Consider the following 26,842-nt stretch of genomic DNA (forward strand, 5'->3'; position numbering starts at 1 on the left):
ATGAAACCCTTATTACTGATGCAAACCGGCGATGCCCCAGAGGTTATCCGCCGGGAAAAGGCCAACTTCGACGGCATGTTCTTGCAACAGGGGAACATTGATGCCGATCGCGTGCAGATCGTGCACCTTCCCGCAGGCGAGCAGCCGCTGCCGCCGCAAAATTACGCCGGCGTGGTGATCACCGGTTCACCTGCGATGGTGACCGAACGGCTGCCGTGGAGCGAGCAAGCCGCCGAGTGGCTGCGCCAGGCGATGCAGATCCAGCTGCCGATCTTCGGTGCCTGCTACGGGCACCAGCTGTTGGCCTATGCGCTTGGCGGTGAAGTCGGTTATCACCCGCAGGGTATGGAAGTCGGCACATTGGACGTCGAATTGCTGCCCGCCGCCGCCAACGACCGGCGAATGGCGATGTTACCGCCGCGCTTCAAGGCCAATCTGATCCACTCGCAGAGCGTGTTGACGCCCCCCGCCGGCGCAGTCGTGCTGGCCCGGTCGCAACAGGATGCCTATCAGATCCTCAGTTATGGCGATCGCGTGCTGACGACCCAGTTCCATCCGGAATTTAACGGCGCGGTGATGCACCAGTATCTGAGCTGGCTCGGTGAGCTGTATCCAGAGCAGCAGGCAGCGTATCAGCTTAAGCAACAGCAGGTTAGCGATACGCCGTTCAGTCGGCTGCTGCTGCAGGGATTTGTCGTCAGCCTCGGCGCGCAAAAAGCCCTGGCCGGGTAACTTAATAAACGTTGACCGCTGACATATTTTGCATTACTTTCTGCCGTGCAAAGGGGAGTAACTTCATTGCCGGTCAATCGTCATTACGATGCGTAAGCATCCGGTTACCGGGCAACATGATGTAACGGGCACGATCAGTGCACCTTCATCAACGTTGTAAGTGAGACCTTGCCGGAAGGCGAGGTTTGCTTGCAGCGTTCATAAGAGCGGCTAGCGTCTTCCGACGTTGGCCGTTTTTGTTTTTGAAGGATACCTCTGATGATGAATACCGTTGGCACACCTTGGTTATGGGGCAGCTTTGCCGCCATCATAGTTGTGATGCTCGCAATCGACTTACTGCTGCAAGGCCGCAAAGGCGCACACACCATGACGCTCAAGCAGGCCGCCAGTTGGTCGCTGGTGTGGGTCAGCCTCTCTTTGCTGTTCAACCTGGGCTTCTGGTACTACCTGAACCAAACCGCCGGGCGCGCCGTCGCCGACACCCAGGCGTTGGCCTTCCTCACCGGTTATCTGATCGAAAAAGCGTTGGCGGTCGATAACGTCTTCGTCTGGCTGATGCTGTTCAGCTACTTTGCCGTTCCGGCCAACCTGCAGCGTCGTGTGCTGATCTTTGGCGTACTGGGCGCGATCGTGCTGCGTACTATCATGATTTTCGCCGGCAGCTGGCTGGTGACCCAGTTCCAGTGGTTGCTGTACCTGTTCGGTGCGTTTCTGCTGTTTACCGGTATCAAGATGGCGCTGGCAAAAGAAGATGACTCGGCGATTGGTGACAAGCCGCTGGTGAAATGGCTGCGCAGCCACCTGCGTATGACCGACAACCTGGAAGGTGAACGTTTCTTCGTGCGCCGCAACGGCCTGCTGTTCGCTACGCCGCTGGTGCTGGTGCTGATCCTGGTCGAACTGAGTGACGTGATCTTTGCGGTCGATAGCATCCCGGCGATTTTCGCCGTGACCACGGATCCGTTTATCGTTCTGACCTCGAATCTGTTCGCCATCATGGGCCTGCGCGCCATGTACTTCTTGCTGGCTAACGTGGCAGAGCGCTTCTCGATGCTGAAATACGGCCTGTCGATTATCCTGATGTTTATCGGCGTCAAGATGTTGATTATCGACTTCTTCCATATCCCGATCGGCGTTTCGCTCGGCGTGGTGGCCGGTATCCTGACGTTAACGTTGGTGATCAACGCCTGGGTTAACCGTCGTAACGACCGTCTGGCCAATCATAAAGCACCATAATCTGTTAGCCGGGGCGGCTTGCCGCCCCGCGATTGTTTGGCAATTCCCCCCAAACGCCAAATGTTATTGCGATCACACAAATGTAATCAGTATGTTATAAAGAGTTGATCCGCGCTCAGAATTTCACCCTCTCCCCTTTCCAATACCCAGGCTTTACTGAATACTGATTCGGCAAACACACTTGGTTACAGATCCCTATAAAGTTGTCCGGTGGCGTTCCCACCGAGGTGACAAAGTCTGTACGCAACATCATCGGGAAAAAGCATTATGCAAAACTTACTACACAGGATCGTACAGGGCAGCCTGGTTAAACAAATCATGATCGGCCTGGTGGCCGGGATTATCGTGGCGTTGATCTCGCCGGCAACAGCTTCTGCGGTGGGCCTGCTTGGCGCCCTGTTCGTCGGGGCACTAAAAGCGGTAGCGCCGGTATTGGTGCTGGTGTTGGTCATGGCCTCAATCGCCAACCACAAGCACGGGCAAAAAACCAATATCCGCCCGATCCTGTTCCTCTACCTGCTGGGGACCTTCGCCGCGGCGCTGGTGGCGGTAGTGGTCAGCTTTATGTTCCCGTCCAACCTGGCGCTGGTGACCGGCAATGCGGATATCAACCCGCCGGGCGGCATTATTGAAGTGCTGAAAGGCCTGCTGATGAGCGTGGTCGCCAACCCGTTCCATGCGCTGATTAACGCCAACTATATCGGTATTCTGGCCTGGGCCGTGGGTCTGGGGCTGGCGCTGCGCCACGCCTCTGAAACCACCAAATCGCTGATTAACGATATGTCGCATGCGGTCACCCTGGTGGTACGCGCGGTGATCCGCTGCGCTCCACTCGGTATTTTCGGTCTGGTGGCCTCGACGCTGGCGGATACCGGTTTCGGTGCGCTTTGGGGCTATGCGCAACTGCTGGTGGTGCTGATCGGCTGTATGCTGTTGGTGGCGCTGGTGCTGAACCCGCTGATCGTTTACTGGAAAATCCGTCGCAACCCTTACCCGCTGGTGTTTGCCTGCCTGCGCGAAAGCGGCGTGACCGCCTTCTTCACCCGCAGCTCAGCCGCCAACATCCCGGTGAATATGGAGCTGTGCAAAAAGCTGAATCTGAACGAAGACACCTATTCGGTTTCCATCCCGCTGGGTGCCACCATCAACATGGCTGGCGCCGCCATCACCATTACCGTGCTGACGCTGGCGGCGGTGCATACTCTGGGGATCCCGGTTGATGTGCCCACGGCGTTGCTGCTCAGCGTCGTCGCGGCTATCTGTGCCTGCGGCGCTTCCGGCGTGGCAGGCGGTTCACTGCTGCTGATCCCATTAGCCTGCAACATGTTCGGCATTCCGAACGACGTGGCAATGCAGGTGGTGGCAGTCGGCTTTATCATCGGCGTACTGCAAGACTCCGCCGAAACCGCGCTGAACTCCTCGACCGACGTGCTGTTCACCGCAGCTGCCTGTCAGGCGGAAGATCAGCGTTTAGCGGATGAAGACCCGCTGAAAGTGCGTTAATCCCCAAAATGTTCCAGAAGGCGCTCGTGATCGGGCGCCTTTTTTACGACTGTCGCCTTACAATGTCACTCCGCTCTTAAAAATCGCCAACTCACGGAAATCATTGGTTTCGTTGCGTGCTGGCTGACCATTGGCAATCGCCACGATCAGATCGACAAACTGCTCCAGCAGACTTTCCATCGGGGTGCCGTGGATCAGCCGGCCGGCATCGAAGTCGATCCAGTGCGGCTTCTTCGCCGCCAGTTCGCTGTTGGTCGCCAGCTTCACCGTCGGTACGAAACCGCCATAGGGCGTACCGCGCCCGGTGCTGAACAACACCATATGGCAACCGGCACCGGCCAGCGCGCTGGTCGCTACCGCGTCATTGCCTGGCGCACTCAGCAGGTTTAAACCGGGTTGCCGCAGCCGTTCGCCATATTTGAGCACGTCCACCACCTGGCTGTGCCCGGCTTTCTGCGTGCAGCCGAGCGATTTCTCCTCCAGCGTGGTGATCCCACCGGCTTTGTTGCCCGGCGAAGGGTTTTCATAAATCGGCTGGTTATGGGCAATAAAATACTGTTTGAAATCGTTGACCATGCTGACGGTCTTATCGAACGTCGCACGATCGCGGCAGCGGCTCATCAGGATCCGTTCGGCGCCAAACATCTCCGGCACTTCAGTCAGTACCGTCGTGCCGCCGTTGGCAATCAGATAGTCGGAAAAACGCCCCAACAGCGGATTGGCGGTGATGCCGGACAGCCCGTCAGACCCGCCGCACTCCAGCCCGAATTTCAATTCACTCAGCTTGCCCGGTTGACGGCGATCATCGCGCATCACCTGGTACAGCGCATGTAGCTGTTCCAACCCAGCCTCTACCTCATCGTCCTGTTGCTGACAGACCATAAAGCGCACCCGCTGATCATCAACCGCACCCAGGGTACTGCGGAAAACATCCACCTGATTATTCTCGCACCCCAGGCCAATCACCAACACCGCGCCAGCATTGGGATGGCGCACCATGTTTTGCAGCATGGTGCGGGTGTTCTCATGATCTTGCCCCAGTTGGGAGCAGCCAAACGGATGACTGAACAGGTGCACGCCGTCGATCCCCTGCGCATCCTGGGTTTCCTTGAGGAAACGCTGCTGGATCTGTCGGGCAATGCCGTTGACACAGCCAACGGTCGGTATGATCCACAGCTCGTTGCGGATCCCTACTTCCCCACTGCTACGGCGATAAAGCTGCACTTCCCGATCCGCAGCCTGCGGCGGTAATACGGGAAATTGCGGCTGGTACTGATAGCTGTCCAGGTCACTCAGGTTAGTTTTGGCATTTTGCGAGTGAATATGTACACCGGAAGCAATCGTCTCCAGTGCATGACCGATCGGCAAGCCATATTTGATGATTGCCTCACCAGCGGTAATCGGCCGTAGCGCAAACTTATGCCCGCGCGCTACCGGCTGCGCAAGCCGAATTGCCGTGCCGTCCAGCATCAACGTTTCATCGGCCGCCAGATCGCGCAGTGCCACCGCGACATTATCCAGCGAATGAATTTTTACCATGCTTTGCATAAACCCACCTCGGGCAGCGGCTACGCCAGTTCAATGGCGAAATAGTTCTTGGCATTGTCGAAGCAGATGTTTTTCACCATCTCGCCCAGCAGCGCGATATCTGCCGGTACCTCGCCGTCTGCCACCCAACGCCCCATCATCTGGCAAAGGATGCGGCGGAAATATTCATGGCGGGTATAAGACAGGAAGCTACGACTGTCAGTCAGCATACCGACAAAGCGGCTCAACAAGCCGAGCTGCGCCAATTGCGTCATCTGACGTTGCATACCGTCTTTCTGATCGTTGAACCACCAGCCGGAACCGAACTGCATCTTGCCCGGCGTACCCTCTCCCTGGAAGTTACCGACCATGGTGGCGATCACTTCATTGTCACGCGGGTTGAGGCAGTACAGGATGGTCTTCGGCAGGCCCCCCTGACGCGCCTGGGCATCCAGCAGGCGTGAAAGTGGCTCCGCCAGCGGTCGGTCATTTATCGAATCAAAGCCGATATCAGGGCCGACGCTGGCCAGCATGCGGCTGTTATTATTGCGCAGCGCGCCGATGTGATATTGCTGTACCCATTCACGGCGTTGATATTCTGCCGCCAGGAACAGCAGCACCGCACTTTTGAATTGGGCACTCTGCTCTGGCGCAGGTAGCTTGCCGCTCAGGCGCGCCGTTAAAATCGCATCCAGTGCAGCTTCATCCGCCTCTCCATAAACCACCACGTCCAACGCATGGTCAGCCACCTTGCAGCCATGGGCGGCAAAATGATCCATGCGCTTTTTCAACGCGTCACACAGCGCGCTGAATCGACCGATATGAATATCGGCTGCAGCTTCCAGCTTTTGCAGATAGTCATTGAAGCCCGGCGCATCGATATTAAACGCCTTGTCCGGTCGCCAACTTGGCAACACCTTGATATCGAAACTGCTGTCGGCGGCAATGGCTTTATGGTGGCGCAGATCGTCGACAGGATCGTCAGTGGTGCCGACCATCTTCACATTCATCTGCTGCATGATGCCGCGCGCCCTGAAATCGTCCTGCGCCAACAGGGCATTGCCGCGCTGCCAGATATCGTCCGCCGTCATCGGGGAAAGCAGCGTGTCGGTGATACCGAACGGACGACGCAGCTCCAGGTGGGTCCAGTGATAAAGCGGGTTACCCAGGGTGTGCGGTACGGTGGCAGCCCAGGCATCGAATTTTTCACGATCGCCGGCATCGCCGGTACACAGCCGTTCTGCCACCCCGTTGGTGCGCATCGCCCGCCATTTGTAGTGGTCACCCTTAAGCCAGATTTCGTATAAATTTTTGAAACGGGTGTTCTCGGCGATCTGTTCCGGCGGCAGATGACAGTGATAGTCAAAGATCGGTTGCTCCGCCGCATAGTCATGATACAAACGCCGGGCGAATTCGCTGCCCAGCAAGAAATCTTCGTTTAAAAACGTCGCCATAGCTGGCTCCTCACCTTGCTTGCCGTTCGACACAGTGTTCAATGCGACAAAGTTATCACACCAATTTTATTGGGCGTCCAGCAAAATATCGCCTTCAGCCAGGCTGCCATGACCCAGAAAAGGCCGTTAACCGGCATTTTTGCGGTCAGATAGCGCCGAAACAGCCCAATCATGCGGCAAACAGTATTGCCGAATTGAAAAATGGCTTTTGTGATATCACTCAACTTTTAAATCTGTATGACAAGTTATTGTCTCGCCACCCAGTCGTGCTTGCGGCGGGCATACGCCGGTGATGAACAGGCCGGCGCAAATCAACGATAAAGGGATAACCCCTTAAAACGCTGACGCCGACAGGGCGCCGCCAATTCAAGACTGGGAGATATTTCGGATGCGTAAAATTAAAGGGTTACGCTGGTACATGATCGGGCTGGTAACCATCGGCACCGTGCTGGGTTACCTGACGCGTAACGCCATTGCCGTCGCCGCGCCCACGTTGGAAGACACCTTACACATCACCACGCAGCAGTATTCTTACATCGTCGCGGCCTATTCTGCCTGCTACACCCTGATGCAACCGGTGGCGGGATATGTGCTGGACGTCTTGGGCACCAAGGTCGGATACGCCATGTTCGCCATCCTGTGGGCGCTGTTTTGCATGGGCACGGCTCTGGCCAACAGTTGGGGCGGGCTGGCATTGGCGCGCGGGGCTGTGGGCATGGCGGAGGCGGCAATGATCCCCGCCGGGCTGAAGGCCAGCAGTGAGTGGTTCCCGGCCAAAGAACGTTCCATCGCCGTGGGTTACTTCAACGTCGGCTCGTCAATAGGCGGCATGCTGGCGCCACCGCTGGTGGTCTGGGCGATTGTCGCGCACAGTTGGGAAATGGCGTTCATCATTACCGGCGTGCTGAGCCTGATCTGGGCTGTCTGCTGGCTGATTTTCTATAAGCACCCGAAAGACCAGAAGAAGCTCAGCGACGAAGAGCGCGAGTACATTCTGGGTGGGCAGGAAGCACAGCACCAAACCGGCAATGCCAAGAAAATGTCCGCCTGGCAGATTGTTCGCAACCGCCAGTTCTGGGGCATCGCACTGCCGCGCTTTCTGGCAGAGCCGGCCTGGGGCACCTTCAATGCCTGGATCCCGTTATTCATGTTCAAAGCCTACGGCTTCAACCTGAAAGAGATCGCCATGTTCGCCTGGATGCCGATGCTGTTCGCCGATCTGGGCTGTATCGTCGGCGGTTACCTGCCACCGTTTTTCCAGAAACACTTTAAAGTGAACCTGATTGTTTCACGTAAGCTGGTGGTTACCCTGGGTGCCGTGCTGATGATTGGGCCTGGCATGATAGGCCTGTTTACCAGCCCCTATGCGGCTATCGCACTGCTGTGCGTCGGTGGCTTTGCCCATCAGGCGCTGTCTGGTGCACTGATTACCCTGTCTTCTGACGTCTTCGGTCGCAACGAGGTGGCCACCGCCAACGGCCTGACCGGCATGGCGGCCTGGACCGCCAGCACCCTGTTTGCCCTGGTAGTCGGCGCCCTGGCGGACACACTGGGCTTCAGCCCACTGTTTGCCGCACTGTCGGTATTCGATATTCTCGGCGCCATCGTTATCTGGACCGTCCTGCAAAATCGCCCCGCTACGCAATCCGAAGAGGCAGTATTGGCCCCCTCCCCGGCGCGCCATTAACCCCGCAGCCCGGCCATCGCGCCGGGCGCTCCCCGGAGTCCACTGGCAGCTCTGCCGGATAAGTGGTATAACAAATCCATGGCCATGCGCCCCTCCCTATCCAAAGAGCATTCACTATGGAATTCACTGAAACCAGACGCCTGTATCAGCAACTGGCCGCCGAGCTTAAACAGCGTATCGAAAGCGGCCGATACCCGGTGGGCGATAAGCTGCCGGCCGAGCGCTACATTGCCGAAGAGATGAACGTCAGCCGTACCGTGGTGCGCGAAGCGATCATCATGCTGGAAGTGGAAGGCTACGTCGACGTACGCAAAGGTTCCGGGATCCACGTGATGTCCAACCAGCAAAAGCATCTGGTGGTGCCGGGCGACAGCATTGAATTTGCCACTGCCGGGCCGTTCGAGCTGCTGCAGGCACGCCAACTGATTGAGAGCAACATCGCCGAATTCGCCGCGACCCAGGTTACCAAGCAGGACATCGTCCAACTGATGGAGATCCAGGAACAGGCGCGTAAAGAGGATCGCTTCCGCGACTCGCAGTGGGATCTGAAATTCCACGTGCAGGTGGCGCTGGCCACTCAGAACACCGCCATGGCTACCATCGTAGAAAAAATGTGGGTTCAACGGGTAAATAACCCTTATTGGATCAAGCTGCATGAGCATATCGACGATCGCTCCATCGCCAGCTGGTGCGACGACCACGATCAGATCCTCAAGGCATTGATACGTAAAGATCCTTACGCCGCCAAGTTGGCCATGTGGCAGCACCTGGAAAACACCAAACAGATGCTGTTCAACGCCACCAGCGACGATTTTGAATATAATGCCGACCGCTACCTGTTCGCCGATAACCCGGTGGTGCATCTGGATGGCGTAGCCGCCGAAAATAAATAGCCCAGGCGGTCAAAAATCGTCGGGTTATGTCAGGTATTGTAAAATCCGCTGAATCGATGCCTGAACGGCGATTTGCCGTGTAGTATTTCACCGCTGGCAACGTAGATTTCCCTGTTGCCAATCGTGCTATTTTGGTAAAGTTGAGCCACTTTTTTACCCTCTGCTACGGGGCGGGACGCGAATACATGCGCTGGTTGTTTGCCATGCTTATTGCTCTTTTTTGCTGGACCGGTTCGGTCTCCGGCCAAAAGCTATGCGCGGCACCTTCCAAAGCAACCCCTACATCGCTGAGCAGTTTACCCTCGCTCTCCGATCCGCTGCTTTCCCCTTACGACCAGGTTTATCGGTCACCGGCAGAGCTGCAGCGAAAAAAGCCGGGTAAATTGCCGTTGTTATTGCCGCGGTTGCATTCCTTCTCCGGCTCGCTGTCGACCTACGCCCAATTACCGCCGGTCTATACCCTGGCCGCAGAGCTGGGCCACCGCACCAAACTCCCGCGCCAGAACTCACCTGCGCTCAACCGGCTTGCCCAGGTCAACTGGACGCTGCACACCCCGCAGCAGCAAAACAGGCTAGGCGGCTGGAAAGAAAGTAATATGCTTTACCGTGGCACGCTGACTTACCACTCATGACCGGTGTCGCACCGACTAGAATCTACTAAAAAGCAACGCCGTTTCATCATTATCAGCAGCCAGCATCGCCCGCGCGCTTTCGGCCCACACTCGATCAGCCGCTGAAATAAAATAAACAATGACGTTTTAGGAACACCGGATGGACATCATTAAAGAACTGTTACATGCCTTATGGCAGCAGGATTTTGAGACGCTGGCGAACCCTTCGCTGGTCTGGACCCTCTACGTGCTGCTGTTTATGATCCTGTTTTTGGAAAACGGTCTGCTGCCGGCAGCCTTTCTGCCAGGGGATAGCCTGTTGATCCTGGTCGGCGTCCTGATCGCCAAAGGCACCATGAATTTCCCGCTCACCATCCTGATCCTGACCGTCGCCGCCAGCCTGGGGTGCTGGGTCAGCTACATACAGGGCAAGTGGCTCGGCAATACCCGAACGGTACAGGGCTGGCTGTCGCATCTGCCGGCTCACTATCATCAACGGGCTCACCAACTGTTCCACCGCCATGGGCTTTCGGCCTTGCTGGTCGGCCGTTTCCTGGCGTTTGTCCGCACTCTGCTGCCGACCATTGCCGGACTGTCTGGCCTGAGCAATGCCCGCTTCCAGTTCTTTAACTGGATGAGCGGCCTGCTGTGGGTCGTGATCCTCACCTCGCTGGGCTTTGCGCTGGGAAAAACTCCGGTATTTCGTAAGTATGAAGACCAGCTGATGTTCTGCCTGATGCTGTTGCCGCTGGTGCTGCTGGTCGTCGGGTTAGTCGGCTCGCTGATCGTCTTGTGGCGCAAGAAACGCGCCGACAGCCAGGACCAGGGGAAAGGGGCGTGATGATCAAGCGCCCGCGCTGGCAATATGTTTTGCTGATTGCGCTCGCTTTGCTGGCACTCGCCACGCTGTTGGTGCCCTGCATGGTGCGAACCGAAAGCGAGCTACGCATTCGCGCAGGGCAGCAAGGCCTTTCGCTGCCTGACGGTTTTTATGTCTATCAACGGCTGGATCAACGCGGTATTCGCATCAAAAGCATTACTCCGGAAGGCGACGGCCTGGTGATCCGCCTGGACTCGCCGGAACAGCAGTTGCTGGCGCGCGAGGCCTTGCAAACCATTCTGCCGCCGGGGTACATCATTGCCCTGAGCGAATCCCCAGTACCTACCCATTGGGTACGTGAATTTGCACGCTCTCCCCTTAATCTGGGATAATACCCTTTCATATGAAAGGGTTTCCTTTCATAACACCGCCCTGTTCAATTAAGCATCAATCACCACCGAACTGTGGCGGATTCTTTGGGGTCTTCACGATTTATGGCTATGCTCAAAGTTAGCGTCAGTCAGCCACGTAAGACTCCTGTCGCACTGCCCCTGTTGGCAGTCAGGAACAGTGGATGCGTTCTAGCGCCTCCCATTAACAAGGAATTGATAGCATGAAATTACGCCAATCGATGTTACTGGCTCTCCCATTCTTCGTCTTCCCGGCCCTGTCGTTTGCGGCTGAGGGCGGTTGTGCAGCCAAAGCACAAGAGATTCAAAAACAGATCGATTACGCCACCCAGCATGGCAACACTCACCGTGTTGCTGGGCTGAAAACGGCACTGAGCGAAGTGCAAACGCATTGCACCGAAGCCGGCCTGAAAGCCGATCGCCAGAAAAAAATCGATGAGAAACAAAGCAAGGTAGCCGAACGTCAGCAGGAGCTGAAAGAAGCTCAGCAGGCCGGCAATCTGGATAAAATTGCCAAGAAACAGAAAAAGCTGACTGAAGCTCAAGCCGAGCTTAAGCAAGCCCAAGCGGAATAATTTTTTTACACTAGCGGATTTATCGCTGAGAGCCGCACCATGCGGGATTTTTACCGTATTTGAAATGGATGCTTAGTGATATCAACTACTCATCCCCCCTTTGCTCCGGCGAAAAAATCCGCTATGTTAAAAGTCTGTCTCAGTTAACGTTAAGGAATTATCACATGGCACATGATTCAAATGCAGAAAACTTACGCGCTGAACTTAAATCCTTAGCCGATACGCTGGAAGAAGTGTTGAACTCTTCCACCGATAAGCCAAAAGCCGAGCTGGAAAAGCTGCGCTCCAAAGCTGAAGGCGCACTGAAGGATACCCGTGCTCGCCTGAGCGATGCCGGGGACAAACTGGCTTCTCAAACCAAACAGATCGCCGGCCAGGCGGACGAATATGTTCGTGATAATCCGTGGACCGGGATCGGTATCGGCGCCGCTGTCGGTGTGGTTCTGGGCGTTCTGTTAGCTCGCCGCTAATTATGGCTGAACAACAACCGCAAGTTCGTGCACAGGGCCCCGCCAAGGGGGTCCTGGATGTCGCCCAGCGCATCATTACTATTCTGGTCGGTATGGTGGAGACCCGTGTCCGTCTGGCAGTGGTCGAGTTGGAAGAGGAGAAAGCCAACCTCATTCAGTTGCTGATCATGGCCGGCATGACGCTGTTGTTCACCGCATTTGGCCTGATGAGCCTGTTGATCCTGATTTTCTGGGCCATCGATCCTATCTACCGCCTGATGGCGTTAGGGGCCACTACCGGGGTGCTGCTGTTCCTGGCCGTGTTCGGTGCTATTTGGACACTGGTCAAGGCTCGACGCTCCACGTTGCTGGGTGCCACGCGCAAACAATTGGAGATCGACCGTTCCGAGCTGGAGGACGAAAAATGAATCGTCGCCGCTATCTGGAATGGAGAAAAGAGAAGCTCATCCGCAAGATCCAGCAGCAAAGGCTGGATCTTGCGGAAAACAAAACCCTGTGGTTGGAAAAGACCGAGCGTATCGATCGCGGCTGGCAAACGGTTTTCGGCTTGCGTAAATACCTGGTGGTCGGCTCCAGCGTGATGGCCATCTACGGTATACGCCATCCGAGCAAGCTGATTCGCTGGTCTCGTCGCGCTTTTGGTGTCTTTGGCACTATCCGTTTGATCCAGAAAACCTTTTCCAACAAATAACCTTTCGCAGTTCCTTCAATTCTTCCGTTGTTAAGCCCGCCTTTTCGCAGAAAATTCCCTTTTCTGTCGGTGAAGGCTGGGCAACATTCTGATTCCCCTCTCTTTGTTAGCAGGCTAAAGATTCAGTTTTTTTGAAAAAATACGACAGTTTTACTTGCTAACAAAGCGTACGCTTCCCGATTAACATTCACTCCATCGACACGAGACGGGCCGCACGGGGCTAAATACCCGGCATACCGCCCACCGACATGAAAATGCCAAGACTGGCAAACAAAAATCACTTTGGAGTAAATGATGAAAAAATTAGAAGATACAGGTTTGCTGGTTGCGCGTATTTTGATGACAATCCTGTTTATCGTGGCAGGCTACGGCAAAATGGGCGATGCCTATGCCGGAACCCAACAGTACATGCAATCGATGGGCGTGCCTGGCTTCTTGTTGCCGCTGACTATCCTGCTGGAATTTGGCGGCGGTCTGGCAATCATGTTCGGTTTCCTGACTCGTACCGTAGCGCTGTTCACCGCCGGTTTTACTGTGCTGACCGCGTTATTGTTCCATACTAACTTTGCGGAAGGCGTAAACCAGCTGATGTTCATGAAGAACCTGGCCATCGCCGGCGGCTTCCTGGTACTGGCTGTTGCCGGCCCGGGCGGTTTCAGTATCGACCGTTTGCTGAACAAGAAGTGGTAAGTTTTTAATAGCGACACGGGGCCCGGTAAGCGGGCCCTTCTGCTTTTTCACTCGGACACGAAGGAGATTCCCATGGGACAACTCGTCGATGGCGTTTGGCAAGACATCTGGTATGACACCTCATCTACCGGAGGCCGTTTCAAACGCTCAACCTCTCAGTTCCGCAACTGGGTGACCGCCGACGGCCAGCCGGGCGAACACGGCGTTGCAGGTTTTAAAGCGGAGAAAGATCGTTATCACCTGTACGTTTCACTTGCCTGCCCTTGGGCGCACCGCACTCTGCTGATGCGTAAATTGAAAGGGCTGGAGCAGATCATTCCTGTTTCGGTGGTACATCCGCTGATGCTGGAAAACGGCTGGACCTTCGGCACCGATTTCCCTGAAGCGACCGGCGATGATCTCTATCACTCAGATTTCCTCTACCAGCTTTACCTGCGCGCCGACCCGCACTACACCGGTCGTGTGACTGTTCCGGTGCTGTGGGACAAGCAGCAGCAAACCATCGTCAGCAATGAATCCGCCGATATCATTCGCATGTTCAACAGCGCATTCGATGGCGTTGGCGCACGCGCCGGCGATTATTATCCTGCAGAACTACGCGGGAAAATTGATGAGCTGAACGGCTGGATTTACGACCTGGTGAACAACGGAGTGTATAAGGCCGGCTTTGCCACCAGCCAGGAGGCCTATGACGAAGCGGTACACGGGGTATTCGACGCCCTGGCACGGCTGGAGCAAATTCTGGGACAACAGCGTTATCTGACGGGCGATCGCCTGACTGAGGCTGACCTGCGCCTGTGGACCACGTTGATACGCTTCGATCCGGTGTATGTTACCCACTTTAAGTGCGACAAACACCGCATCAGCGATTACCTCAACCTGTACGGCTTCCTGCGTGATATCTACCAGATGCCAGGCATTGCCGAAACGGTCAGTTTGCCGCACATCCGCAATCACTATTATCGCAGCCACGCCACCATCAATCCGCACGGCATCATTTCGATTGGGCCGGCGCAGGATCTCGACGAACCACACGGTCGCGACACGCGTTTCGGTTAACGACAAGCTCCCCTTTGCCTGCGGCTAGGGGGAGCGCTTACTGACGCTCCAACTGGGTGAACAGCCTTGGGATCTCGCGCAGGAACCAGGCTTTCGCCTCGCCCATGCTGTCGCGCCGCCAGGCCATGATAATGTCAACTTCACGGCTGTATTCCGGCCCCACCACCCGCAAGCGCCCTTCTTCGATATCTTTCTCGACCATCGGGTAAGGCATGGTCGCCACGCCCAGACCGGCCAACAGAGCCAGACGTTTATCTTCAATGGTGCTCACCGTCAGGCGCTGCTGCTTATCCAGCAATTGTACGGTCAATACCGGACGTTCCCTGGCGGTATCGGCTACCGCAATACCACGGTATTTCACCCGCGTGGCCTCAGCCAACGGCTCCGGCTCGAGATGGATCGGATGGTCCGGCGCGGCCACATACATGCTCGTCACTTTGTACAGTTTGCGCGTGTTGATTTCTGACGAGGCGCGAAAATGCATGTCCGGGGCGATAACGATATCGGCGCGCCCTTGCTCCAGCCGCTCCCAGGCTCCAGCCAGCACCTCAGTGAAGATAGACACCTGGGTATTGGCTTTGAGCGCCAGCTTATCAACCAGCGGAAACAGCTTGCTTGGCGGCGACAAGGCCTCGCTGACGATAGTCAGATGGGTTTCCCAGCCGCGCGCCAGGGCCTCGGCGTCGGTGGTCAACTTATCCGCCGCCTCCAGCAGCACCCGTCCACGATCCAGCAGCATGCGGCCGACGTTGGTGAATTTGGTGCGGTGGCCGGAGCGGTCGAACAGCACCACGTCCAATTCTTCTTCCAATTTTTGCATGGTGTAGCTGAGCGCCGAAGGCACACGCCCCAACTCATCGGCTGCCGCAGCAAAGCTGCCACGTCGGTCGATCGCATCCATAACCCTTAACGCTTCAAGCGTTAACGCCCGATCTCTGGCCATCGAATCTCTCTGTCAGGAAATTTGAATATGCCGACCAGATTAACTGGCTAACAATCCGGCGTCCAGATGCTTACCATCTAGATAATGAATTTAGAGAGCCAATTGCCATGATTACATGCAGAACAGCAAAACAATGCGGGCAAGCTGACTTTGGTTGGCTGCAGGCTCGCTACACCTTTTCTTTTGGACATTACTTCGATCCCAAGCTGATGGGTTACGCCTCGCTACGGGTGCTCAATCAGGAAGTCCTGGCGCCGGGCGCAGCCTTGCAGCCGCGTACTTATCCGAGCGTGGACATTCTGAATTTGATCCTGCAGGGCCAGGCCGAATATCGCGACAGCGACGGTAACACGATGAGCGCCAAGGCCGGTGAGGCTTTGCTGCTGGCCACCCAGCCAGGGATGAGTTACAGCGAACAAAACGCCAGCAGCGATACGCCGTTAACCCGTCTGCAGCTGTGGTTGGATGCCTGTCCAGACACCAATAACGAACGAGTGCAGCGCCTGACGCTGCCAGCGAAGGGTGTGACGCTACTGGCATCGCCGGACGGCGCTCAGGGTAGCCTGCAACTGCGACAACAGGTGTGGATCCATCACCTGGATTTACAGGAAGGCGAGCAGCAGACGCTGGCATTGAATGGGCCCCGTGCCTATTTGCAGTCGATCCACGGTACCATTGAAGCCCAGGGCAACCATCAGGACAGCCAGAACCTGACGTGCGGTGACGGCGCATTTATCCATGATGAAAACCGCCTGACGATACGCGCCGCCACGCCGCTGCGTGCGCTGCTGATCGACTTGCCGGTGTGAGTCACATCCTGAAAGGAAAAAACCCCGCGTAACTTGCGTCACGCGGGGTTTTCTTTATAGAGGGAGCTGACCGGTAAGCCGGGTTCTGTCGTGGACAGTCATTCCTCTAGGCCAGCAATCGCTCACTGGCTCAAGCAGCCTACCCGGGTTCAGTACGGGCCGTACCATGTGAACCCCTATTTGGCCTTGCTCCGGGTGGAGTTTACCGTGCCACGAACTGTTGCCAGTCGCGCGGTGCGCTCTTACCGCACCCTTTCACCCTTACCTGATCCCGCTTGCGCGGGCCATCGGCGGTTTGCTCTCTGTTGCACTAGTCGTAGGCTTGCGCCTCCCAGGCGTTACCTGGCACCCTGCCCTATGGAGCCCGGACTTTCCTCCCCTCCACCTGTCTCCCCCGAAAGGGACGGCAGTGAAGCGGCGACTGTCTGGTCAACTCCGGCGCGGATAGTAGCGTTGCGCTCACGGCAGGTCAACCGCTTTACTGTTCTTGTTGCTCCAATGCGTGTTTATACAACGCATTTTTCTTCACGCCGTGGATCTCCGCCGCCAGCGCCGCCGCCTTTTTCAACGGCAATTCTTTTTGCAACAGCGCCAGCGTCCGCAACGCCTCCAGCGGCAGTGCATCTTCCTGTACTTTGTGGCCTTCAACGATCAACACCATCTCACCGCGACGACGCACTTCATCTTCCTGCACCCAGGCCAGCAATTCGCCGACCGGCGCACCGGTAATGGATTCCCAGGTCTTGGTCAGTTCGCGCGCCAGCACCACGTAACGGTGCGGCCCCCACACGGTCACCATGTCCTGCAAACTTTCCAGCAGACGGTGGGTTGATTCGTAGAAAATCAGCGTGCGCGGTTCCTCTGCCAGCGCCATCAGCGTATCCTTACGCCCCTTGGTTTTCGCCGGCAGAAACCCTTCGTAACAGAAGCGGTCTGAAGCCAGACCGGCAGCACACAGCGCGGTGGTTGCCGCACAGGCGCCGGGTAAGGGTACGACGCGGATACCGGCTTCACGGCAGCGGCGTACCAGGTGATAGCCGGGATCGTTAATCAAAGGCGTACCTGCGTCGGAAACCAGCGCAATGCTCTGGCCTTCCTGCAATTTCGCCAGCAGTTGATCGGCCTTTTGCTGTTCGTTATGGTCGTGCAGCGCAAACAACCGCGCGCTAATCGCAAAGTGTTGCAACAGCAACCCGGTGTGGCGCGTGTCCTCCGCCGCAATCAGATCAACGCTTTTCAGTACCTCTAACGCACGGTGGGTAATGTCCCCTAAATTGCCGATTGGGGTGGGCACCACATACAGCGTTGATGCAGAAATGACTGATTGTTGGTGTTGATTCATTGTTTCATCCGGATTGCCGATTTAATATTAAGCATCTTGAAAAAAACATCACTGGATACAGTATGCTTTCCTCAACATTCGTTCGTACCAAAGCAGGGCGTTCAAAGCCTGTCCGACTTACCGCAGTTATCGCGGCAGCCCTTTTCCTTGCAGGTTGCCCGAGTCAGGCCCCGCAGACGCCGCCCGCTAATATACAGGACGAAGCGAGCGCCAGTTCCGATTACTATCTGCAGCAGCTACAGCAAAGCAGCAATGATAACAAGGCTGACTGGCAATTACTTGCTATTCGCGCGTTACTGCGCGAAGGGAAACTGCCGCAGGCCAGTGAACAACTGAACCAGCTGCCGAAAAACCTCAGCAGCGTTCAACTGGTGGAGCGCCAGTTACTGAGCGCCGAGCTGCAGGTGGCGAACAAAAGCTACGTCGCTGCCCGCACCACCCTGAGCCATCTGGATACCGGCTCGTTGTCGGCCAACCAGCTGGTGCGCTTCTACCAGGCGCAGATCGCTGCTAATCAGGGTAAACCTTCCCTGCCGCTGATCCGCGCTTACATCGCACAAGAACCGCTGGTGACCGGCAAAGCGCACCAAACCAATCTGGACCAGACCTGGCTGGCCCTGCTGCAGCTGACACCGCAGGACATGAACAGTCTGGTGATCAACGCCAACGAGAATGTACTGCAGGGCTGGTTGGATCTGCTGCGCGTTTATCAGGACAACAAACAGGATCCCGATCTGCTGAAGGCCGGTATTAAAGATTGGCAGAATCGCTACCCGCAGAATCCGGCGGCGAAAACCCTGCCCACTCAGTTGAACCAGGTACTGAACTTTACCCAGGCTTCCACTTCAAAAATCGCACTGCTGCTGCCGTTGAACGGCCAGGCAAAAGTGTTCGCCGACGCGATCCAAAAAGGGTTTGAAGCGGCGAAAAACGGCGTGACACCTTCCGCTCCGGTGCAACAACAACAGCAGCAACAGCCTACCACTGAGCCGGTGCAGGCTCCTGCCTCGACGGATCCCAATGCCAACGGCGCAGTAAGCACCTCGGCGCCGTCAGCAGATGCTGCCCCGGTCACTGCCGCTCAGCCTTCTGCTCCGTCTACCGCGCCAATTACGCCGCCGCAGGCCGCTAACGCGCAAATTAAGGTGTATGATACCTCCAGTCAGCCACTGGCTGCGCTGCTGACGCAGGCCCAGCAGGATGGTGCCACCCTGGTGGTCGGCCCGCTGCTGAAAGAAAATGTCGATCAACTGGCCGGCAGCACCACCACCCTGAACGTCTTGGCGCTTAACCAGCCGGAAACGCCGAAGGACAATCCGAACATTTGTTACTTCGCGCTTTCACCGGAAGATGAAGCCCGCGATGCTGCCCGCCACATTTGGGAACAGCAGAAAAGGCAACCGCTGTTGCTGATCCCGCGCGGTGCTTTCGGCGATCGCGTTGCCAAAGCCTTTAATCAGGAGTGGCAAAAACTGGGCGGCCAAACGGTGCTGCAGCAAAATATCGGCTCCGCCGGTGAACTGCGCCAAATGGTGAACAGCGGCGGCATTCGCATGTCGGGTACGCCAATCTCCACCGCGCCGGCACCGCAGGCCGTTACCATTGCCGGGCTGACCATCCCTGCGCCACCGAGCGATACGCCAGCAGCCAGCGGCGGCAGCGTCGACTCGGTCTATATCGTCGCGACCCAGTCCCAGCTGACCTTGATCAAACCGATGATCGACATGGCCACCAACTCGCGCAGCAAGCCGGCGATGTACGCCAGTTCACGCAGCTACCAGGCCGGTGCCGGTCCGGACTTCCGTCTGGAAATGGAAGGCCTGCAGTTCAGCGATATCCCGTTGCTGGCCGGTGCCAACCCGCAGCTGTTGCAGCAGGCAAGCAGTCAGTTCCGCAACGACTACTCGCTGGTGCGTCTGTACGCCATGGGGATGGATGCCTGGACATTGTCCAACCACTTTGCTGAAATGCGCCAGTTGCCCGGCTTCCAGGTCTCCGGCACCACTGGCATGCTGACCGCCTCACCGGGTTGCGTCATCAACAGAAAACTGCCTTGGTTGCAATACCGCCAGGGCATGGTCGTTCCGGTCTCTTGAGTCAACGCGCCACAGGGGCGGGCTATGAATTACAGGCCCGCCACTATCTGGAACGCGCCGGGCTCACCTTCTTCGCCGCCAATGTTACGCTGCGCGGCGGTGAGCTCGACCTGATCATGCGCGATGGCCAAACCTGGGTGTTCGTTGAAGTACGCTACCGACGCAGCGATGCGTTTGGCGGTGCAGCCGCCAGCGTTACCTATCGCAAGCAACAGCGGTTGCTGCATGCCGCCGCCGTTTGGCTGGCGGGGCGCGGAGCCAGTTTTGACACATCGTCTTGCCGTTTTGATGTTTTGGCCATTACCGGTAGCCAGTTAGAATGGATACCCAACGCCTTCAATGCGGATTAAACGTGGTTTACCGGTGCAGACCGGCCCTTTGACTTAGTGGATTAATACAACGTGCTGGATAGAATTAAAGCCTGTTTTACCGAAAGCATCCAAACCCAGATTGCGGCGGCGGAAGCTTTGCCCGACGCCATCTCGCGTGCAGCAATGACGCTGGTTCAATCCTTACTTAACGGTAATAAAATTCTGTGCTGCGGTAACGGCACCTCGGCAGCCAATGCGCAGCATTTCGCCGCCAGCATGATCAACCGCTTTGAAACCGAGCGCCCAAGCCTGCCGGCCATTGCCCTGAATGCCGATAACGTGGTGCTGACCGCGATCACCAACGATCGCCTGCACGATGAAGTCTATGCCAAACAGGTTCGTGCGCTCGGACACGCCGGCGACGTACTGCTGGCAATTTCCACCCGCGGCAATAGCCGTGATATTGTGAAAGCGGTCGAAGCCGCCGTGACGCGTGACATGACGATTGTCGCACTTACCGGTTACGACGGTGGGGAACTGGCCGGCTTGCTCGGTCAGCAGGATGTCGAGATCCGCATCCCTTCCCACCGCAGTGCACGCATTCAGGAAATGCATATGCTGACTGTAAATTGCCTATGCGACCTGATAGACAATACGTTGTTTCCCCACCAGGACGATTAAGGAACTGAGATGAAGCTAAAAGCCACATTTGCAGTGCTGTCCAGCGCCCTGCTGTTACAAGGTTGTATTGCAGGCGTTGTCGTTGGCAGCGCCGCCGTCGCCACTAAAACGGCCACCGACCCACGCAGCGTGGGGACTCAGGTAGACGATGGGACGCTGGAAGCCCGGGTTGAAAATGCCCTGAGCAAAGATCAGCAGCTGAAAAAAGAGGCTCGGGTGGTCGCAACGGCCTACCAAGGTAAAGTCCTGCTGACTGGCCAATCGCCAAGCACCGATCTGGCGGCTCGCGCCAAGCAAATCGCCATGGGCGTTGAAGGCACCACCGAAGTGTATAACGAGATCCGTCAGGGAACGCCGGTTAGCCTGAGCACCGCCTCCTCCGATACCTGGATCACCACCAAGGTCCGTTCACAGCTGCTCACCAGCGATACGGTGAAGTCATCCAACGTGAAAGTAACCACTGAAAATGGCGAAGTGTTCTTGCTGGGCCTGGTCACCCAACAGGAAGGCCAGTCTGCGGCGCAGATCGCCAGCCAGGTGAGCGGCGTGAAACACGTCACCACCGCCTTCACCTTCGTTAAATGATCCTTCAGGCAAGGGGCCTTCCCCTTGCCGCTTTTCTGCACGCTCCCCGCTGTTGTACCCTGGTTTAATGAGTCGCGTTTAAAGTCATCTCTCACTTCATTACGGATAAAATTCAAATGGACAGAATTTTAATCGGTTTTCTCACTGCCGTTTCTTTATTCACCGCCGGAGTTTCCGCCGCCAATCCGCCACAGGAAGCGCCCCGCGCCGAGCACGCCCCAGCCCCGATGGCCGATCAAACCGTTGCTACCGAAGGCGCGATCACGGTCAACCAGGTAAAAATCAATTATCAGGCGCAAACCGGGGTGCTGGAATTGAGTAAAGACGACCCGGAAGATCCCGTGACCGGCATGTTCTATGTCGCGTATTTCAAAAAGAATGAGAATAAGAACGAGAACAGGCCGATTACCTTTATCTACAACGGCGGGCCGGGCTCCGCCTCGCTTTGGCTGCATATGGGGGCACTCGGGCCTAAACGGGTTATCGCTACTCAGCCAGAGAAAACACAGCTGGCGCCTTACCAACTAACCGATAACCAATACAGCCTGCTCAACGTCAGCGATCTGGTATTTATCGATGCCCCCGGAACGGGTTACAGCCGCTTTTCCAGCAGTGCCGCCAGCCAACCGGAGAGAGCGCAGCAAAAATCACAGAGTGCCAGCAACGTTTATGGCGTCAACGGCGATGCTCAGGCTTTTTCTCAGTTTATCGTTCAGTTTCTAACGCATTACCAACGCTGGAACTCACCTAAATATTTATTGGGTGAAAGCTACGGCACTACCCGCTCGGTGGTATTGGCCGAGACGCTAAAAAATCAGAATATCGATCTTAACGGCATTATTCTGATGTCGCAGTTTCTGAACTATGACAATAATGTCGACGATCCCAATCAAAACCCCGGCGTCGATCAGCCTTACTACCTGGCACTACCCACCTACGCGGCCAGCGCGTGGTACCACCAGCGGCTGCCGGGCAAACACCAGAGCCTGCAAACCTTGTTAGACCAGGCCGAGAAGTTTGCACTGGGGACTTATGCCCAGGCATTGCTGCAAGGTGCCAATCTGCCTGAAAAAGATCGCCAAACGCTCGCCGAGCAACTTTACCAATTTACCGGCATTTCGGCCGATTATTGGCTCAAGGCCAATCTGCGCCTGAGTGGGCCGGTTTTCGCCAAACAACTGTTGAGCGGCCAGGACGAGACCATTGGCAGAATCGATACCCGCTATCGTGGGCCATCGCTGGATAATATCGCCGAAACGTCCAATTACGATCCCAACATCAGTGCAATTACTTCCGCCTACGTCGCGCAATTCCACGATTATCTTGGCAAGACGCTGCATTTTAGCGCCGACCAAAACTATCGCGCATTTTCCGATGAGATCTATGACTGGAACATGTCCAGCAACAGCCGCGACAGATCGTTTAACGTGTTGCCGAGCCTGTCGCGGGTGATGAAAATGAACCCGGCAATGAGAGTGATGGTGATAGGAGGGGTTTACGATCTGGCCACGCCTTATTTCGTCGCCAAATATGAGATGAGCCATCTGCCCGTGTCGCCCAAACTACGCGACAATATCCGTTTCTATTGGTATGACACCGGGCATATGCCGTACGTGGATGAACCATCGCTCAAAAAGATGCATGCAGACCTGAGTGCGTTTATCAGTCAAAAACCCTGATACAAAATTCACTGCTAAAGAGACGGCTCCCCTGCCTAACGGTAGGGGAGCATCAGGTTAATCGAGCTTATTCTCTTTCAGGAAACCTTCCCCACCCAACTGGCGCATCTGGCGCATGATCCACTGCTGTCGCTGTATGACATAGCCGGAAGGCGCATTGGCCTTGAAGCGATGTGGATTGGGCAACACCGCCGCCAGCAGTGCAGCCTCCGATGCAGTCAGACGCTTGGCCGGTTTATTGAAGTAGCGCCGTGACGCTTCCTCTACGCCGAATACGCCGTCGCCGAACTCCACGATATTCAGGTATACCGTCAGGATCCGGCGCTTGGTCCACACCAGTTCGATGCCGGAGGTCAAACCGGCCTCTACCCCTTTGCGCAACCAACTGCGGCCGTCCCACAGGAACAGGTTCTTCGCGGTTTGCTGCGACAGCGTAGAAGCGCCACGAATGCGCGTGGGCCGACGTTCATTGTGGCTGAACGCCTTTTCTATCGCCGCCACGTCAAAACCCCAGTGATCCGGGAACTTCTGATCCTCCGCCGCCATCACCGCCAGCGCCATCTGCGGGGAAATATCGTCCATCGACACCCAGTCGGAGTGCGCCACATAGCCAAAATCGCCTCTCAGCCAGGCACCGATCTGCCGCTCGACCATCACCGCAGAAAAAGGCACCGGTAAAAAAGCAAATACCAGGATACCCAGCAGCCAGGCGCCAACCACTGCGATCAATCCGCGTTTCAGCCAAAACCATGGCCGGGATAGCATCGATTTGCCCACAGATTTTCTCATTCAGCCAAATCCAGCACCCGTGAAACCAGCTTATCAATCCCGCGGGCGGCCTCACCGATCGATTTCGCCAACATATAGGCCGGCGTGGTCACCACTTTGTTCTCAATATCCACCACGATATCGTCAACCGGGCAAATGACCGGCTCACCGCCCATGGCATCAATCACTTCACCGAGGTCAGGATCGTTGCCAATGGTCAGCCGCACTTGTTGATCCAGCAACTTTGGCAGCAGCGCCGGCGCGATGCACATAAAACCAATTGGTTTATTTGCCTTATGCATTTGTTGCGTTAGCTTCGCTAAATCTTTATCAATCCAGCATTCCGCCCCTTCGCTGGCAAAACTGCTGAGGTTCTTCGCAGCGCCAAACCCACCGGGGACAATCAGGGCGTCCAGTTGGTCGGCATCGGCCTGTGAAAGCGGCTGGATCTTGCCTCTGGCAATGCGTGCGGACTCCAGCAAAACATTGCGCGCCTCTGGCATTTCATCACCAGATAAGTGATTAATAACATGAAGTTGAGGTTTATCAGGCGCAAAGCACACCGCCTGTGCGCCTGCCCGGTCCAACGCCAGCAGCGTCAGGACGGCCTCATGGATCTCCGTACCGTCATAAACCCCGCAGCCACTCAGCACTACACCCACGTTTTTCATCACCCTTCCTCCTGTTGATACTGTCAACTGGTTAGTGCTCGGAGTAGTCAAACACTAATCTACATCACACATTTTAATGAATCTTCTAACAAGAGCGCTTACATTTGCTATGTTGTTGGCTGTATGATGTTTAGGAATTCTCTACAACCTGCTCGACCAGAACACTAAATCCAATACGCAGGTTCACAATTTCCCTGGTGTTGGCGCAATATTCGCGCACCCCGGCCTAGGTCGGGGTCATTTTTTTTCAGCTTCCGCTACCCACGCCCGCAGTACCTGCACGTCGTTACGCCATTCCTGCTTCAGCTCATCCACCCAGTCCTGCACGTTATCCCACCACGCCGGCAACGTCGGGGTTTGAATTTGCTGTGCCAGCTGTTGCAAATGACGCAGCCCCACCGAACCCGCTGCACCTTTAATTTTGTGCCCTTCTTCCGTGATGCCTTTCTGGTCACGCGCGGTCATATTGGAATCCAACACCGCCAGATAGCCCGGCATCATTTGCTCAAACATCTCCAGGCTCTGATGGATCAACTGCGGCCCCACCAGGTCCATGTACTGTTCCAGCATGGTGGTATCCAGTAAAGACTCATTAATCTGCATCGTCTTTTGCTCCATTTTCTTTGTGGTGTGAGAGGGTTGATGATCCCAGTAATGTTTAATCACCTTGGTCAGCGCCGGCACCGACAGCGGCTTGCTCAGCACGTCGTCCATCCCCGCGTCGAGATACTCTTTTTTGTCTTTCAGCACATTGGCAGTCAATGCAACCAGCGGCGGCAGCGCCTGCCCGGCATAGCGCTCTCGCAGCAACCGGGCGATATCCAGCCCGGTCATGTCCGGCAATTGGATATCCAGCAACACCAGATCGAACTCGTCAGGATCAAACATCGCAAGCGCATCCTTGCCGTTCATCGCTACTTCGACGCTGTTGCCCAGCTTCTCCAGCACCGAACGCGCCACAATCACGTTCAGCTCGATATCTTCGACCAGCAGAATATGCAGCGCCGGTAATGGCAGGGCCTCCTCCGCCTGCGTTTCACTTTCCGCTTCCTTCACCGCCGGCGCCTGGATGGTCAAAGTGAAGCAAGAACCGTGCCCTTGCACGCTGTTGACAGTGATATCGCCGCCCATGCTCTGCGCCAGGCGCTTGGAAACCGCCAGCCCAATGCCGGTGCCGGTCGCCGGACGGCCGCCGTGCTGGTCCTTGACCTGATAATACATGGCGAAGATTTTGTCCTGCTCATCCTTCGGAATCCCCATGCCGGAGTCTTCCACCTCAAACACCAACCGATCCTGCTCTTCGCGGCGTACGCGGACCACGATTTGCCCCTGCGGCGTGAACTTCACCGCATTGCCGATCAGGTTCCACAAGATCTGACGCAGGCGGGTACCATCGGTGATGATTTGCTGCGGCAGCGGTTGCTGCGGCTCCATCACAAACTGCAGGCCTTTCGGCTGAGCCAACAGGCCGGAGAGGTTTTCCAGGTCCGCCAGGAAGCCGGTGAAATCTACCGGTTGATTGTCGAGCTGCACTTTGCGCCGCTCAAGTTTGTCCATCTCGATAATGTCGTTGAAGATATTGCCCAGGGTAATGGCGCTGACATGGATGGTTTTGAGGTATTTCAGCTGTTCGTCGTTTAACTCGGTATCGAGCAGAATGCGGCTCAGCCCGACAATGCCGTTAAGCGGCGTACGAAGCTCGTGGCTGATCGTGGAGATGAAGGTGGTCTTGTCCCTGCTGGCGTTCTCCAGCGCGTCCTGATAGCGCTTACGCTCGGTTATATCGCGGCCGAAGCCCATCAGCCCATGCCGTTTGCCAACGCGATCGTAAAACGGCACTTTGCGCAGCTCAAAACAGGCCTTCCGCCCATCCGGATAGACCAGCCACTGTTCGTAGGTCAGCGAAACGTTGTGGCGGAACACTTTCTCATCGGTTTCTATCACCTTTTCGGCGATTTCCTGGCCGTAAACGTCATACGGCGTCAGGCCAATCAGCTGTTTTTCACTTTTGCCGGTCAGCAGCTCCATCGCCCGGTTACAGCCGGAGAATTCTTTGTCTTCGTTACGGTAATACACCAGATCCGGCGAGGCATCGAGGAAAGAACGCAACAGCGCCGACTGCTGGCCCAGTTCGATTTGCGCCAGTTCGCGCTGTTCCATTTCTTCCGTCAGCTTGTCCATCACCTGCTGGCGTTCTTCTTCCGCCTTGATACGATCGGCAATTTCCTGATTCAGCTGGCTGATGTTGTCCTTAAGCTGCTGGTTCAGCTCCAGATCGCGGTGGCGCATCTCTTCCAGCTTATCCACCAGCCGCGCCAGGCGCTGGCGTGATTCTTCAAGCTGTTCGACCACCACCGACAGAAAGTAGACTGCCCAGGGCGTAATCAACAGGCCGAAGAAGATTGAGCGCACCACGTCGATGCTTTCCACTTCGCCGCGCAGCAGCATGGTCACCGCCATCTGCACCACCATCGCCAGCACCACCAGCGCCGACGCCAGCAGCAGCGAAAAGCGTACCAGCCCCAGTTTTACCATTAAATCAACGTAGTACTGGGCTAACACCCGGATTTGCTTCATAGCCGCTCCCATCAGACAGAAT

27 protein-coding genes and 1 other RNA gene are annotated in these 26,842 nt (G+C 56.2%); 20 read left to right on the forward strand and 8 right to left on the reverse strand.

Annotated features, from left to right (window positions below):
- From AC1RKC_RS11115 to sstT, 3 genes are all read left to right on the forward strand, one after another.
- Complete coding sequence (locus AC1RKC_RS11115; RefSeq protein WP_122080279.1) at positions 1-732, forward strand: glutamine amidotransferase; 732 nt, start codon at positions 1-3, stop codon at positions 730-732.
- 258 nt (positions 733-990) lie between these two features.
- Positions 991-1,968, forward strand: coding sequence for a TerC family protein (locus tag AC1RKC_RS11120; protein WP_020831791.1), 978 nt, complete (start codon positions 991-993; stop codon positions 1,966-1,968).
- Between the two features lie 267 nt (positions 1,969-2,235).
- Positions 2,236-3,471 (forward strand): serine/threonine transporter SstT, encoded by a 1,236-nt coding sequence (gene sstT, locus AC1RKC_RS11125; RefSeq protein WP_130017008.1) that lies wholly within the window; start codon positions 2,236-2,238, stop codon positions 3,469-3,471.
- 57 nt (positions 3,472-3,528) lie between these two features.
- On the opposite strand, the gene AC1RKC_RS11130 is transcribed toward sstT, so the two are convergent.
- Together AC1RKC_RS11130 and uxaC are read right to left on the reverse strand one after the other, a co-directional pair.
- Complete coding sequence (locus AC1RKC_RS11130) at positions 3,529-5,019, reverse strand: UxaA family hydrolase (RefSeq protein WP_414161130.1); 1,491 nt, start codon at positions 5,017-5,019, stop codon at positions 3,529-3,531.
- Between the two features lie 20 nt (positions 5,020-5,039).
- A complete protein-coding gene (uxaC, locus tag AC1RKC_RS11135; protein WP_493092471.1) occupies positions 5,040-6,452 on the reverse strand; it encodes a glucuronate isomerase in 1,413 nt (470 codons plus the stop codon).
- A 388-nt stretch (positions 6,453-6,840) separates the two neighbouring features.
- Here uxaC and AC1RKC_RS11140 point away from each other — a divergent pair, with 388 nt between their 5' ends.
- The 11 genes from AC1RKC_RS11140 (at position 6,841) to AC1RKC_RS11190 (ending at position 14,358) form a co-directional block, all read left to right on the forward strand.
- Positions 6,841-8,139 (forward strand): MFS transporter, encoded by a 1,299-nt coding sequence (locus tag AC1RKC_RS11140; RefSeq protein WP_046372567.1) that lies wholly within the window; start codon positions 6,841-6,843, stop codon positions 8,137-8,139.
- A 116-nt stretch (positions 8,140-8,255) separates the two neighbouring features.
- Positions 8,256-9,032, forward strand: coding sequence for a transcriptional regulator ExuR (gene exuR, locus AC1RKC_RS11145; RefSeq protein WP_020831798.1), 777 nt, complete (start codon positions 8,256-8,258; stop codon positions 9,030-9,032).
- A 185-nt stretch (positions 9,033-9,217) separates the two neighbouring features.
- Positions 9,218-9,664, forward strand: a complete 447-nt coding sequence (locus tag AC1RKC_RS11150) for a hypothetical protein (protein WP_308529905.1) — start codon at positions 9,218-9,220, stop codon at positions 9,662-9,664.
- 139 nt (positions 9,665-9,803) lie between these two features.
- Positions 9,804-10,484 carry a DedA family protein gene (locus tag AC1RKC_RS11155; RefSeq protein ID WP_020831800.1) on the forward strand — a complete coding sequence of 227 codons (681 nt, stop codon included), beginning with the start codon at positions 9,804-9,806 and terminating at the stop codon, positions 10,482-10,484.
- On the forward strand, positions 10,484-10,855 hold the full coding sequence (gene mzrA / locus AC1RKC_RS11160; RefSeq protein ID WP_020831802.1) for an EnvZ/OmpR regulon moderator MzrA: 372 nt from the start codon (positions 10,484-10,486) through the stop codon (positions 10,853-10,855). Before AC1RKC_RS11155 ends, mzrA begins: the two co-directional genes overlap by 1 nt.
- Positions 10,856-11,076: 221 nt before the next feature.
- On the forward strand, positions 11,077-11,448 hold the full coding sequence (locus AC1RKC_RS11165; protein WP_046372566.1) for a DUF1090 domain-containing protein: 372 nt from the start codon (positions 11,077-11,079) through the stop codon (positions 11,446-11,448).
- A gap of 164 nt (positions 11,449-11,612) precedes the next feature.
- Positions 11,613-11,918, forward strand: a complete 306-nt coding sequence (locus AC1RKC_RS11170; protein ID WP_020831805.1) for an ElaB/YgaM/YqjD family protein — start codon at positions 11,613-11,615, stop codon at positions 11,916-11,918.
- Positions 11,919-11,920: 2 nt separating this feature from the next.
- A complete protein-coding gene (locus AC1RKC_RS11175; protein ID WP_020831806.1) occupies positions 11,921-12,325 on the forward strand; it encodes a phage holin family protein in 405 nt (134 codons plus the stop codon).
- Positions 12,322-12,609, forward strand: a complete 288-nt coding sequence (locus AC1RKC_RS11180) for a YqjK-like family protein (protein WP_020831807.1) — start codon at positions 12,322-12,324, stop codon at positions 12,607-12,609. Before AC1RKC_RS11175 ends, AC1RKC_RS11180 begins: the two co-directional genes overlap by 4 nt.
- Before the next feature lie 294 nt (positions 12,610-12,903).
- Positions 12,904-13,299: a DoxX family protein gene (locus tag AC1RKC_RS11185; RefSeq protein WP_020831809.1), complete on the forward strand. Its 396-nt coding sequence runs from the start codon at positions 12,904-12,906 to the stop codon at positions 13,297-13,299.
- A gap of 72 nt (positions 13,300-13,371) precedes the next feature.
- The gene (locus tag AC1RKC_RS11190) at positions 13,372-14,358 is read left to right on the forward strand and encodes a glutathione S-transferase family protein (RefSeq protein ID WP_046372564.1); all 987 of its coding nucleotides are present in this window, start codon (positions 13,372-13,374) and stop codon (positions 14,356-14,358) included.
- Positions 14,359-14,395: 37 nt separating this feature from the next.
- On the opposite strand, the gene AC1RKC_RS11195 is transcribed toward AC1RKC_RS11190, so the two are convergent.
- Entirely contained in the window at positions 14,396-15,301 is a 906-nt protein-coding gene (locus AC1RKC_RS11195; RefSeq protein WP_041414994.1) for a LysR family transcriptional regulator, read from the reverse strand.
- Positions 15,302-15,408: 107 nt separating this feature from the next.
- Here AC1RKC_RS11195 and AC1RKC_RS11200 point away from each other — a divergent pair, with 107 nt between their 5' ends.
- Positions 15,409-16,110 carry a pirin family protein gene (locus AC1RKC_RS11200; protein WP_046372563.1) on the forward strand — a complete coding sequence of 234 codons (702 nt, stop codon included), beginning with the start codon at positions 15,409-15,411 and terminating at the stop codon, positions 16,108-16,110.
- A 58-nt stretch (positions 16,111-16,168) separates the two neighbouring features.
- On the opposite strand, the gene rnpB is transcribed toward AC1RKC_RS11200, so the two are convergent.
- Together rnpB and rsmI are read right to left on the reverse strand one after the other, a co-directional pair.
- An RNA gene (rnpB, locus tag AC1RKC_RS11205) (RNase P RNA component class A) lies at positions 16,169-16,547 on the reverse strand.
- Between the two features lie 41 nt (positions 16,548-16,588).
- Positions 16,589-17,452 (reverse strand): 16S rRNA (cytidine(1402)-2'-O)-methyltransferase, encoded by an 864-nt coding sequence (rsmI, locus tag AC1RKC_RS11210; RefSeq protein WP_020831815.1) that lies wholly within the window; start codon positions 17,450-17,452, stop codon positions 16,589-16,591.
- Between the two features lie 62 nt (positions 17,453-17,514).
- Between rsmI and AC1RKC_RS11215 the strand changes: the two genes are divergently transcribed.
- The 5 genes from AC1RKC_RS11215 (at position 17,515) to AC1RKC_RS11235 (ending at position 22,804) form a co-directional block, all read left to right on the forward strand.
- A complete protein-coding gene (locus AC1RKC_RS11215; RefSeq protein WP_115060598.1) occupies positions 17,515-19,548 on the forward strand; it encodes a penicillin-binding protein activator in 2,034 nt (677 codons plus the stop codon).
- On the forward strand, positions 19,545-19,898 hold the full coding sequence (locus AC1RKC_RS11220) for a YraN family protein (RefSeq protein WP_020831818.1): 354 nt from the start codon (positions 19,545-19,547) through the stop codon (positions 19,896-19,898). The genes AC1RKC_RS11215 and AC1RKC_RS11220 overlap by 4 nt, the downstream gene beginning before the upstream one ends.
- Positions 19,899-19,949: 51 nt before the next feature.
- Positions 19,950-20,540: a DnaA initiator-associating protein DiaA gene (gene diaA, locus AC1RKC_RS11225; protein WP_020831820.1), complete on the forward strand. Its 591-nt coding sequence runs from the start codon at positions 19,950-19,952 to the stop codon at positions 20,538-20,540.
- 9 nt (positions 20,541-20,549) lie between these two features.
- Positions 20,550-21,125 carry a division/outer membrane stress-associated lipid-binding lipoprotein gene (gene dolP, locus AC1RKC_RS11230; protein WP_020831822.1) on the forward strand — a complete coding sequence of 192 codons (576 nt, stop codon included), beginning with the start codon at positions 20,550-20,552 and terminating at the stop codon, positions 21,123-21,125.
- A 116-nt stretch (positions 21,126-21,241) separates the two neighbouring features.
- Positions 21,242-22,804 (forward strand): S10 family peptidase, encoded by a 1,563-nt coding sequence (locus tag AC1RKC_RS11235; RefSeq protein WP_129984013.1) that lies wholly within the window; start codon positions 21,242-21,244, stop codon positions 22,802-22,804.
- Positions 22,805-22,861: 57 nt separating this feature from the next.
- Here the strand turns inward: AC1RKC_RS11235 and mtgA are convergent, their stop codons facing one another.
- From mtgA to arcB, 3 genes are all read right to left on the reverse strand, one after another.
- On the reverse strand, positions 22,862-23,593 hold the full coding sequence (gene mtgA, locus AC1RKC_RS11240; RefSeq protein WP_493092472.1) for a monofunctional biosynthetic peptidoglycan transglycosylase: 732 nt from the start codon (positions 23,591-23,593) through the stop codon (positions 22,862-22,864).
- Positions 23,590-24,243 carry an isoprenoid biosynthesis glyoxalase ElbB gene (elbB, locus tag AC1RKC_RS11245; RefSeq protein ID WP_020831829.1) on the reverse strand — a complete coding sequence of 218 codons (654 nt, stop codon included), beginning with the start codon at positions 24,241-24,243 and terminating at the stop codon, positions 23,590-23,592. The genes mtgA and elbB overlap by 4 nt, the downstream gene beginning before the upstream one ends.
- A gap of 237 nt (positions 24,244-24,480) precedes the next feature.
- A complete protein-coding gene (gene arcB / locus AC1RKC_RS11250) occupies positions 24,481-26,820 on the reverse strand; it encodes an aerobic respiration two-component sensor histidine kinase ArcB (RefSeq protein WP_020831830.1) in 2,340 nt (779 codons plus the stop codon).
- Between the last annotated feature and the right edge of the window lie 22 nt (positions 26,821-26,842).

The organism is Serratia sp. GW822-FHT06E05 (assembly GCF_058799445.1).

Bases quoted from the DNA above. Each gene is read 5' to 3' on its own strand.
- AC1RKC_RS11115 (WP_122080279.1), top strand. From the start codon at position 1: ATGAAACCCTTATTACTGATGCAAACCGGCGATGCCCCAGAGGTTATC.
- AC1RKC_RS11120 (WP_020831791.1), top strand. From the start codon at position 991: ATGATGAATACCGTTGGCACACCTTGGTTATGGGGCAGCTTTGCCGCC.
- sstT (WP_130017008.1), top strand. From the start codon at position 2,236: ATGCAAAACTTACTACACAGGATCGTACAGGGCAGCCTGGTTAAACAA.
- AC1RKC_RS11130 (WP_414161130.1), bottom strand. From the start codon at position 5,019: ATGCAAAGCATGGTAAAAATTCATTCGCTGGATAATGTCGCGGTGGCA.
- uxaC (WP_493092471.1), bottom strand. From the start codon at position 6,452: ATGGCGACGTTTTTAAACGAAGATTTCTTGCTGGGCAGCGAATTCGCC.
- AC1RKC_RS11140 (WP_046372567.1), top strand. From the start codon at position 6,841: ATGCGTAAAATTAAAGGGTTACGCTGGTACATGATCGGGCTGGTAACC.
- exuR (WP_020831798.1), top strand. From the start codon at position 8,256: ATGGAATTCACTGAAACCAGACGCCTGTATCAGCAACTGGCCGCCGAG.
- AC1RKC_RS11150 (WP_308529905.1), top strand. From the start codon at position 9,218: ATGCGCTGGTTGTTTGCCATGCTTATTGCTCTTTTTTGCTGGACCGGT.
- AC1RKC_RS11155 (WP_020831800.1), top strand. From the start codon at position 9,804: ATGGACATCATTAAAGAACTGTTACATGCCTTATGGCAGCAGGATTTT.
- mzrA (WP_020831802.1), top strand. From the start codon at position 10,484: ATGATCAAGCGCCCGCGCTGGCAATATGTTTTGCTGATTGCGCTCGCT.
- AC1RKC_RS11165 (WP_046372566.1), top strand. From the start codon at position 11,077: ATGAAATTACGCCAATCGATGTTACTGGCTCTCCCATTCTTCGTCTTC.
- AC1RKC_RS11170 (WP_020831805.1), top strand. From the start codon at position 11,613: ATGGCACATGATTCAAATGCAGAAAACTTACGCGCTGAACTTAAATCC.
- AC1RKC_RS11175 (WP_020831806.1), top strand. From the start codon at position 11,921: ATGGCTGAACAACAACCGCAAGTTCGTGCACAGGGCCCCGCCAAGGGG.
- AC1RKC_RS11180 (WP_020831807.1), top strand. From the start codon at position 12,322: ATGAATCGTCGCCGCTATCTGGAATGGAGAAAAGAGAAGCTCATCCGC.
- AC1RKC_RS11185 (WP_020831809.1), top strand. From the start codon at position 12,904: ATGAAAAAATTAGAAGATACAGGTTTGCTGGTTGCGCGTATTTTGATG.
- AC1RKC_RS11190 (WP_046372564.1), top strand. From the start codon at position 13,372: ATGGGACAACTCGTCGATGGCGTTTGGCAAGACATCTGGTATGACACC.
- AC1RKC_RS11195 (WP_041414994.1), bottom strand. From the start codon at position 15,301: ATGGCCAGAGATCGGGCGTTAACGCTTGAAGCGTTAAGGGTTATGGAT.
- AC1RKC_RS11200 (WP_046372563.1), top strand. From the start codon at position 15,409: ATGATTACATGCAGAACAGCAAAACAATGCGGGCAAGCTGACTTTGGT.
- rsmI (WP_020831815.1), bottom strand. From the start codon at position 17,452: ATGAATCAACACCAACAATCAGTCATTTCTGCATCAACGCTGTATGTG.
- AC1RKC_RS11215 (WP_115060598.1), top strand. From the start codon at position 17,515: ATGCTTTCCTCAACATTCGTTCGTACCAAAGCAGGGCGTTCAAAGCCT.
- dolP (WP_020831822.1), top strand. From the start codon at position 20,550: ATGAAGCTAAAAGCCACATTTGCAGTGCTGTCCAGCGCCCTGCTGTTA.
- AC1RKC_RS11235 (WP_129984013.1), top strand. From the start codon at position 21,242: ATGGACAGAATTTTAATCGGTTTTCTCACTGCCGTTTCTTTATTCACC.
- mtgA (WP_493092472.1), bottom strand. From the start codon at position 23,593: ATGAGAAAATCTGTGGGCAAATCGATGCTATCCCGGCCATGGTTTTGG.
- elbB (WP_020831829.1), bottom strand. From the start codon at position 24,243: ATGAAAAACGTGGGTGTAGTGCTGAGTGGCTGCGGGGTTTATGACGGT.
- arcB (WP_020831830.1), bottom strand. From the start codon at position 26,820: ATGAAGCAAATCCGGGTGTTAGCCCAGTACTACGTTGATTTAATGGTA.